Raw genomic sequence first — 9047 nt, forward strand, 5'->3', positions numbered from 1 at the left:
ACCCAAAGGAAAGCTTTATCTGATCCCTACTACCCTGGGGGATACAGCTCCCTTGGAGGTCCTTCCCATATCGATCAAACAGGCCGTTGAGGAAATAGACCATTATATCGTGGAGAATGAGAAATCGGCCCGCCATTTCATAAAAAATATTGCTCCCAGGAAATCACAACCCTCTCTCCACATAGAACAACTGAATAAATTTACCGAGCCGGAGCTTATTCCTTCCTTCCTGGATCCCTGTTTACAGGGCTTTAACATTGGAATTCTCTCGGAAGCCGGGAGTCCGGCCGTGGCCGACCCTGGTGCCGAAGTGGTCAGGCTGGCCCATCAGAGGAACATCCGGGTAGTCCCCCTGGTTGGCCCCTCATCCCTTATCCTCGCCCTTATGGGAAGCGGGTTGAATGGTCAGAATTTCTGCTTTCACGGGTATTTACCCATTGATACCCAGGACAAAAAGAGGGCGTTGAAAGCCATGGAAAAGGAATCCCGCCAGAAAAATCAGACCCAGCTCTTCATAGAAACTCCTTACAGGAATGACAAACTGTACGAAGATTTGATCAAAACCCTGGCTCCTTCTACCCTTTTGTGTATTGCTGCAGCTATCACTTTGGAGGGAGAATTCATAAAAACAATGACCGTTGATGAATGGGGAAAAAAATCAACTCCGGAATTACACAAAAAACCCGCTATATTCCTGCTCCTTGCACAGTGAACTTACAGCGGGTTTGATAACTCGTTTAGGTACTCCTTAAATTCTGGGATTTTTCTCTGCTTTTATAGACGATACATCATAGCCCGAGAATTGTTCCAGGTAATGGAAAATAGAGGTGCCATAGGCATCTTCAACCTCCCATTCTCCATAAGATCTCAGGAATTTCTTGACATTTCCGGGGCCTGCGAGGTGAGCCGCGGCCAAAATCCCGGACTCCGTGATCTCAATACCCTTGATCCTTTTTCCGGAGAACCTCTGGATATCTTTCCTGAGGATCCATTTATTTCGGGACAGGTTGGTCCTGAAGACTTTTTCCTGCAAGGTCGGGTCATTCAGGAATTTGGTCGCATTGTAAACGCCCATCAATTGGAGCGTTCCTACTCCGAACTGATACTTGCCCAGATAACCCAAGGTGTTGATGGTGAAATAGTCTCCCTGTGATTCCTTGAAAGCAAGCGCTTCCTTAAAACCTACAAAGGAGCTGCCCAGAAAGGGCGGAACAACCATTGTAGACTGCATAATGGTCCTGTCTTTGGGGAACAGAACCGGTGTAGGTTCTTTAACTTTCAGCGACTCAGGCACCTGTACCAGGATTTTTGGAGAGGTTCCGAAACTCGCTAAAATTAAAATCATGATAAGAGGACAGCTTAACGTTATCCACTTCCTCATAGATGTGTTTTCTTAAGACTGACAGTTCCCGGGGGAGCTTGCTTAAATTTCACAAAGCAAAGATATAGCAGCTTTTTTCTTACAGCCCTATGATTTCCAGAGTTTTGTGATATTTTTAGGACTAAGCGTATATTTTAACCGATAAAATGCTTATCTGTTAATATTTTGGCTATTTATCCAACGGACGTATTGCGCTTTATTCCGGTTGTGTTGCGCCAAATCCTCTGCGAATTTGTGATAGCCAAAATTCTCAACATCCGCAACGAAGTAGTAGTATTTGTGGTTTTCAGCATTCAGGACCGCATCAATTGATGATATATCGGGCATGGTGATGGGTCCCGGGGGTAATCCGGCATAGCGATACGTGTTGTAAGGGGAATCGATGGTCAGGTCTCTGTAAAGGACCCTTCTGATGATCGTGTCGAAATTGTTCAATTGCTTCTTTAGCGCAAATATTACGGTTGGATCGGCCTGCAGGGCCATGCCACGCCTGAGCCTGTTCAGATAGACGCCGGCGATCCTGGGCCTTTCATCTACCTTGGCACTTTCTTTTTGGACCACCGATGCAAGGGCGATGACCTGCGGTGGACTGAGCCCAATGGATTCAGCTTTCTTTAGCCTGCTTTCATTCCAGAACCGATCGTATTCCCGTTCCATCCGCTCCCTGAAATCGAGGGCAGAGGAATTCCAGAAAAATTCATAGGTATTCGGGATATACAATCCCAGACTGGTATCCTCATTGAGGTCGCGTTTGCTGAGAAACTCCTCATCTGTGAAAGCTTTGATAAGGGAAAGGCTGTCTGCCTCGATCTGCATAGAGATCCTGCCGGCCAGGGAAGGCAGGGATTCCTGGTTATTGAAAGAGACCTTCACCGGAGTGTTGCCGCTGCGAAGGGTATTCACAATCTCATTATTGTTCATCCCCTTTTTGAGGATATACGTCCCTCCTTTGACCTTGTATTGTTTTCGTTCCGCGACTGTACGGAATGCATCCACATCCTTCAGCAGGGGTAGGAGCAGCTCCTGTAGTTCGGTCATATCCGCATCCGAAGGGATATAAACGTAGGCCTCCCTGTTCTCAAAAGCAGTGTTCGGCGAAAAAAAGGTCGTATACACATGGTAAACAAAAACCCCTCCTGCCAGAATTCCCAGGAGTAAAATGGCAAGGATGATCCTTTTTATATACATGACGGATTGAATTTTTGATACAGGAACTGATCTTTAAATGTCCCTTGCCACCGGACCCAGTCTTTCTTGGTGGCTGTTTTCGTATATCCGGATTTCTCGAACAAGCGCATACTGGCATCGTTGTCCTCGAGCACATGAGCATAGACCTGCCTCACATTCAGAGTGCTAAAGGCGTATGCCGTGATGAGTTCTACGGCCTCGGTGCCCATCCCCTTATTGCGGTTCTCTGCAGCCCTGATGACAAGTCCGAGCCCCACCCGCAGGTGTTTAGGATCAAAATCAAACAGGTCGATGAGACCCAGAAGGTCCCCTTCCGAACTGCAGATCGCCATCCTCAATTGCTTGACCTCGTAAATGTCGCGATGGGCATTGTCCAGATACTGCTTTAGCACATGGCGCGAATAGGGCTGTTGTGTGCCGCTTACCTCCCAGAAAAGCGTATCGTTCTCAAGGAGGTACAGAAAGTCCAAGTCTTCCGGCTCCAGGGCCCTCAATACCACCTTCTTACCCTTGAGTTCTATCATTGTACCACTCCTTTAAATACAAAAGTGGCCGGACCTTGCAGGACCACCTGTTCATAGCCTTTCCCTTTCGGAAGAAAGCTAATTTTAAGATCCCCTCCCCTTGTTCTGATCTGTACCTCTGCCGATTTCGTATACCCGGCGAAATGCATAGCGATGGCTACTGCTGTAACCCCAGTACCGCAGGAATAGGTTTCGTCTTCCACACCCCTTTCATAGGTTCTCACGGCGAAGGTGCTGGGGCCCTCCTGTTCTACAAAATTGATATTACTCCCCTTTTCACCGTAGATGCCATAACGTATCCTTCGACCCTCCTTGAACACCTCAAATTCTTGTAAATCTTTCACAACCTGTACGTGATGAGGTGATCCGGTATCGAGGAAGAAGGCGTTCCTTTTTTTACTGACTTCCTTAACGTCAGACATGCTCAGGGACACCTGATCTCCGGAAATCGACGCGTGATGGAGTCCGTCACTGGCCGAAAAACTTGTTGTATCCCCAATGATCCCCAGAGAATGTGCAAATGCGACCAGACACCTCCCGCCATTGCCACACATGGTTCCGGGCTTGCCATCTGAGTTGAAATACACCATCCTGAAATCTGCCGACTTGTCATTTTCCAGGAGCAAAAGTCCATCCGCTCCAATGCCAAATCGTCGGTCACAAAGCCTGGCCACCAGGTTGGTATCGTTTTTGGGGAATTTATCTGGACGATTATCAAGGATGATAAAATCGTTTCCCGTACCCTGATATTTGGAGAATTGGTAATCCATTGCAGAAAACAAGGTACAAAGATAGGACATTATTTAAGGTATTTTTAGCAGTTAAAAAGGCGTTAAATGGTCCGGGGTAAACCGGGACTTCTTATAATTTTAAAGTGAATTAATAAACGAGATTATGAAACGAATTACGAGTTTACTTTTGGTGGCCATCTTCGGTGGACTCATCACCTTAGGAGGCTATAAATTACTTTTCGAAAAAGGAAAAACAACTTTTGCATGGGAAGAGGAAATGCCTGTGTTTCAAACGAGCAACAAACCGGTTTCCAGTGCAGGTGCAGGGATTGATGCGGTAGACTTTACCACGGCGGCAGAGAATACGGTGAACGCTGTGGTCCACGTCAAGAACCTGACCATCAGCAAAGCGGCTCCCAGTGTCTTCGATTTCTTTTACGGATCGGAATCCCGGCAGGTCCCTCAGGTGGGAACCGGATCCGGAGTGATCATCTCCCCGGATGGATATATCGTGACCAACAACCACGTCATCGATAAATCGACGGAACTCAGGGTCACCCTTAACAACAACAAAACCTATGAAGCGGAACTCATAGGTACGGATCCCAATTCGGATATCGCCCTGATCAAAATCCAGGCAGACAGGCCTTTGCCCTACCTGGCCTTCGGGGATTCGGACAACACAAAAGTGGGCGAATGGGTGTTGGCTGTCGGAAATCCCTTCAACCTTACCTCAACAGTTACAGCGGGTATCGTGAGCGCCAAAGCCAGGGCACTGGGCAGGTCGGACCAGTCCTTTATCCAGACCGATGCGGCCGTAAACCCAGGCAACAGTGGTGGAGCCCTGGTGAATACCAATGGGGACCTCATCGGGATCAATACCGCCATCACCTCCCAAACCGGATCATACGTGGGATATTCCTTTGCGGTTCCCAGTAACATCGCCAAAAAAGTAGTAGAGGACATTCTGGAATACGGGAATGTTCAGAAAGGAATGCTGGGTATATCGGCTCCCCGCGTCAATACTCCCTATGCTATTGAAAATGGTTTGGATGAAATAGAAGGAGTTTACATAGGAGACGTAGAGGAAGAATCCGGGGCAGACGATGCAGGGTTGGCAGAAGGAGACGTGATCAAGCAGATCGACGACATCAAGATCCGAAGATTTGCCGATCTGACGGGCTATATTTCAACCAAAAGACCAGGAGATAAAGTACAGGTAACTGTGGAGCGCAAAGGAGAAAGCAAGGTAATACCGGTAACCCTTAAAGAAAGGCAGTCCCTGATTGTACCTGTAATGGGGCTTTCAGTAAAAAACCTCACCGAGAAGGACAAGAAGCTCTACAAAGTTAAAAAAGGTGTAAAGATCACGGGCGTACCCGAAATTTACCGGAGGGATGGACTCGAACTCGTGGATAATATAATCCTGGAAGTCGACGGGGAACCCATTGAAGACATACAGGATGCCCGCATCGAATTTGGGAAGATCTCCCGAAGAGGGAAAACAGTGATCACCCTGCTGAATAAAGACGGAGAGCGGGAAAGATTGATTTTCCAGTAGGTCCTGCAGTCAAAAATGAATTCGAAAAACGCATCTGTTCAGGTGCGTTTTTTTGATCGTTGATCCTTGTGCGAAAACGTTTGAAATCTATACTTTTGCAAAAAATTTAAACAACCGCCTCAATGAACAAAATTTCCACCTATGAAAAGGAGCTGGCCTTTCAGGCCGATCGCAGAAAAGCGTCCACAGAATTCATCAAGATCATCAGTGACCTCTGGTACGACCGTGCCATAGAAGTGGTCCTGTTCAAGAACCAGATCATCGACAAACCCGTCAGTGAGATCATCAACCTGCACGAGTATGCCGGGGAATTTGTTCAAAAACCTATATCCATCTTTGATTCTGTGGAGATCCTCCGAGCCATCGAGGACCTGAAACTGCCCCCCTCAAAACTGGACATTGGTAAGCTGACCTACGAGTATCACTCAGAAGACGAAGGGCAGTACAACAACGTAAAAGCCTTTGTAGTAGACAAGTTAAAGGATGCGAGAAAAAGCCGGGAGATCGAACCCAAGGACGTGATCCTGTACGGTTTTGGGCGTATCGGACGCCTTCTGGCCAGGGAACTCATGGCAAAGACAGGCAAAGGGAATCAGCTCCGGCTTCGGGCTGTGGTCACCAGGGGGGAACTATCAGCTGAAATACTGGAAAAAAGAGCTACCCTGCTCAGGACGGATTCCGTACACGGACAATTCAGCGGAACAGTAGAAGCAGATTTCAAAAATAAGGCCCTCATCGTGAACGGCACCACAGTGCATATGATCTCTGCCAGCGTCCCTGAGGAGGTCGATTATACCAAGCTAGGCATAAAAGACGCCTTAGTCATTGACAACACAGGGGCATACAGAGATGAGAAATCCCTTTCCCGCCACCTGAAGGCAAAAGGGGTAGAAAAAGTACTCCTCACTGCCCCGGGAAAAGATGTACCTAATATCGTGCACGGGGTGAATCAGCGCGAATTCGATCCGGATACCACTAAGATCTATTCCGCTGCCTCCTGTACGACCAATGCGATAACCCCAATCCTGAAGGTCGTGGAAGATTCTCTGGGAATCGTAAAAGGGCATCTGGAAACCATTCACGCTTATACCAACGATCAGAACCTCGTAGACAATATGCACGGAAAGTATCGCAGAGGACGGGCTGCCGCTCTCAATATGGTGATCACAGAAACCGGAGCAGGAAAAGCCGTGGCCAAAGCCCTCCCCAGCCTGGAAGGCAAACTTACCTCCAATGCCATCCGGGTACCGGTGCCCAACGGGTCACTTGCCATCCTGAACCTGGAGGTGAAGAATACCACTTCCAAGGAAGGCATCAACACCATCATCAAGAAATACGCACTGGAGGGGGACCTGGTGGAGCAGATCAAGTATTCCCTGAGCAATGAACTGGTTTCCTCAGATATCATCGGAACTTCTGCCCCGGCTATCTATGACAGTATGGCGACGATCGTCGATCCGGGAGGTAAGAATATGGTTTTATACGTCTGGTATGACAATGAGTACGGCTACGCCCATCAGGTCATCAGGCTGGCAAAATATATCGCAAAGGTGAGGCGATTTACTTATTATTAGGAAGTACCTGAGTTATTCGCCTGTATTTTTATTTTTCTTCCGGAAGATGATCCTTATCCAGAATTATTTCGTACTTACTAATATTAAAGGTAATTTAGCTAAACCTGAATCAAAGTTAAACCCAAGAACAACGCGGAATGAAATTTTTCAGACTTACCATGGTCGTTATGGTTCTCCTTCTAGGTTTCCAGGCCTATGCCCAGACTGATGAGAGCGCAGAGCAACCCTCCCTGGAAGGCGGGACCATCAATTCACAGTTTGAGTACATATACGATAAATCGGGCAATTACAGGGCCGAAGGCAGGAGATACGAAGTAGTAAGGACCATCAATCTCGATAAACTGAGGCAAAATGTGCTTGACTCTCTGAATGCGGCACGAGCCCAGGCTCAGCAGCTGCAACAGGAGATCAGCACCCAGCAAAGTACGATTGCCTCCCTGAATTCCACCCTTGAGGAAACAACCAAAAACCTGAATGCGGTCACAGAGGAAAAAGACAGCATGTCCCTGCTCGGGGCCCAGGTCTCCAAGTCTTCCTATAACATCATCATGTGGACCCTAATCATGGGCTTGTTCCTCCTGCTGCTCCTATTCATCTTTAAGTTCAGGCAGAGCAACGTCCTTACCCAGGAGGCCAAAAGCAGCCTGGCCGACCTGGAAACAGAATACGAAGACCACAGGAGAAGGGCTTTGGAAAGGGAGCAGCGCATTAGCCGGCAGTTACAGGACGAGATCAACAAATACAGAAAATCCAAATAAATGAAGCTCCCCTCAGGGAGCTTTTTTTTTAGAACGCCATGTCAATTTCCACAAGAGCAGCCACAGAAGCAGACCTGCCCGTTCTGATCGATTTACTGGATGCCTATAGGGTCTTTTACAAGCAATCATCGGACAAACCGGCTGCCGGATCGTTTTTAAAGGCCAGGCTCAGGGAAAGGGATTCCGAGATATTTTTGGGAGAGGTCGATGATATTCCTGTGGGATTTGTACAGCTGTATTCCAGTTTTTCGACGGTTTCCCTGAGACCAGTATTCATTCTGAACGACCTCTATGTAATCCCTTCCGCCAGAGGGCTGGGCGTGGGTGCAGCATTGTTGAGGAAGGCCCAGGGGTTTTGCTCTTTAAAAGGCTACAAGGGACTGGCCCTGGAGACGGCGGTGGAAAATCCGGCTCAGAACCTCTACGAAAGACTCGGCTGGAAAAAGGATATTCACTGTTTTCATTACTTTTGGACAGCACCCTGATCAATTAAGACACACCAGAAAATTTCAAGATGCGCATCGATATCATCACTGTAGTTCCGGAGATCCTCAGAAGTCCGTTTGAGGCCTCCATCCTGAAACGTGCCATTGAAAAAGGGCTGGTCGAAGTACATGTCCACAATCTCAGGGATTATGCACAGGGAAATTACAAACAGGTGGATGACTATCAATTCGGAGGGGGTGCCGGCATGGTTCTGATGATCGAACCCATTGATAAATGCATTCAGGAACTGAAATCCCAGAGGACATACGATGAGGTCATCTACCTCACCCCCGACGGACAGACACTCGATCAGAAAATGGCCAATTCTCTTTCCCTCCTGGGAAATATGATCATACTCTGCGGACATTACAAAGGAGTGGATCAGCGGGTGAGAGATACTCTGATCACCAGGGAAATATCCATTGGCGACTATGTGCTATCAGGAGGCGAGCTGGGGGCTGCCGTCCTGTGTGATGCCGTGATCCGTCTGCTTCCCGGGGTTCTGAATGATGAAACTTCGGCCCTGACCGATACCTTTCAGGATAACCTCCTAGCTCCGCCCGTATATACGAGGCCGAGGAATTATAAAGGCCTGGAAGTACCGGAGATCCTCACAGGAGGAAATACCAAAGCCATTGAGGCATGGCGGGAAGAACAGGCCCATCTCAGAACACAAAACCTCAGGCCCGACCTGCTGAAGTAGAATCAAAGCCTGTATAAAAATTCGACAGAAATCCTTGTTCGTATAAATTAATAGATTATTTTTGCAGTCGTTAAAATCAACCTCTGACGATCCCCGTGAACGTTGGTGTTATTAAATTTAAAATCAAATACTCAGATGGAG

The 9047-nt window shown here is 47.8% G+C and carries 10 protein-coding genes; 6 read left to right on the forward strand and 4 right to left on the reverse strand.

Annotated elements, in window-relative coordinates; translation table 11 throughout:
* Positions 1-712: SAM-dependent methyltransferase (locus tag ABYP73_RS08585; RefSeq protein WP_372974044.1), on the forward strand; the 712-nt coding region annotated here is incomplete at its 5' end.
* A gap of 36 nt (positions 713-748) precedes the next feature.
* Here the strand turns inward: ABYP73_RS08585 and ABYP73_RS08590 are convergent.
* The 4 genes from ABYP73_RS08590 to dapF form a co-directional block, all read right to left on the reverse strand.
* Positions 749-1345: a hypothetical protein gene (locus ABYP73_RS08590; protein ID WP_372945721.1), complete on the reverse strand. Its 597-nt coding sequence runs from the start codon at positions 1343-1345 to the stop codon at positions 749-751.
* A gap of 186 nt (positions 1346-1531) precedes the next feature.
* Positions 1532-2569 carry an endolytic transglycosylase MltG gene (gene mltG, locus ABYP73_RS08595; protein ID WP_372974045.1) on the reverse strand — a complete coding sequence of 346 codons (1038 nt, stop codon included), beginning with the start codon at positions 2567-2569 and terminating at the stop codon, positions 1532-1534.
* Positions 2560-3093 carry a GNAT family N-acetyltransferase gene (locus ABYP73_RS08600; RefSeq protein ID WP_372945719.1) on the reverse strand — a complete coding sequence of 178 codons (534 nt, stop codon included), beginning with the start codon at positions 3091-3093 and terminating at the stop codon, positions 2560-2562. The genes mltG and ABYP73_RS08600 overlap by 10 nt, the downstream gene beginning before the upstream one ends.
* Positions 3090-3863, reverse strand: a complete 774-nt coding sequence (gene dapF / locus ABYP73_RS08605; protein ID WP_372945718.1) for a diaminopimelate epimerase — start codon at positions 3861-3863, stop codon at positions 3090-3092. Before dapF ends, ABYP73_RS08600 begins: the two co-directional genes overlap by 4 nt.
* Before the next feature lie 124 nt (positions 3864-3987).
* On the opposite strand from dapF, the gene ABYP73_RS08610 reads away from it, so the two are divergent.
* The 5 genes from ABYP73_RS08610 (at position 3988) to trmD (ending at position 8906) form a co-directional block, all read left to right on the forward strand.
* On the forward strand, positions 3988-5385 hold the full coding sequence (locus tag ABYP73_RS08610) for a trypsin-like peptidase domain-containing protein (protein ID WP_372974046.1): 1398 nt from the start codon (positions 3988-3990) through the stop codon (positions 5383-5385).
* A gap of 122 nt (positions 5386-5507) precedes the next feature.
* Positions 5508-6959, forward strand: a complete 1452-nt coding sequence (locus ABYP73_RS08615; RefSeq protein WP_372974047.1) for a glyceraldehyde-3-phosphate dehydrogenase — start codon at positions 5508-5510, stop codon at positions 6957-6959.
* 137 nt (positions 6960-7096) lie between these two features.
* Entirely contained in the window at positions 7097-7717 is a 621-nt protein-coding gene (locus ABYP73_RS08620) for a tRNA (guanine-N1)-methyltransferase (protein ID WP_372946206.1), read from the forward strand.
* Between the two features lie 38 nt (positions 7718-7755).
* Entirely contained in the window at positions 7756-8202 is a 447-nt protein-coding gene (locus tag ABYP73_RS08625) for an N-acetyltransferase family protein (RefSeq protein WP_372974048.1), read from the forward strand.
* Positions 8203-8231: 29 nt separating this feature from the next.
* Positions 8232-8906, forward strand: a complete 675-nt coding sequence (trmD, locus tag ABYP73_RS08630; protein ID WP_372974049.1) for a tRNA (guanosine(37)-N1)-methyltransferase TrmD — start codon at positions 8232-8234, stop codon at positions 8904-8906.
* The last annotated feature ends 141 nt before the right edge of the window (positions 8907-9047 follow it).

Source organism: Muriicola sp. (genome assembly GCF_041567615.1).
GTDB lineage: Bacteria > Bacteroidota > Bacteroidia > Flavobacteriales > Flavobacteriaceae > Muriicola.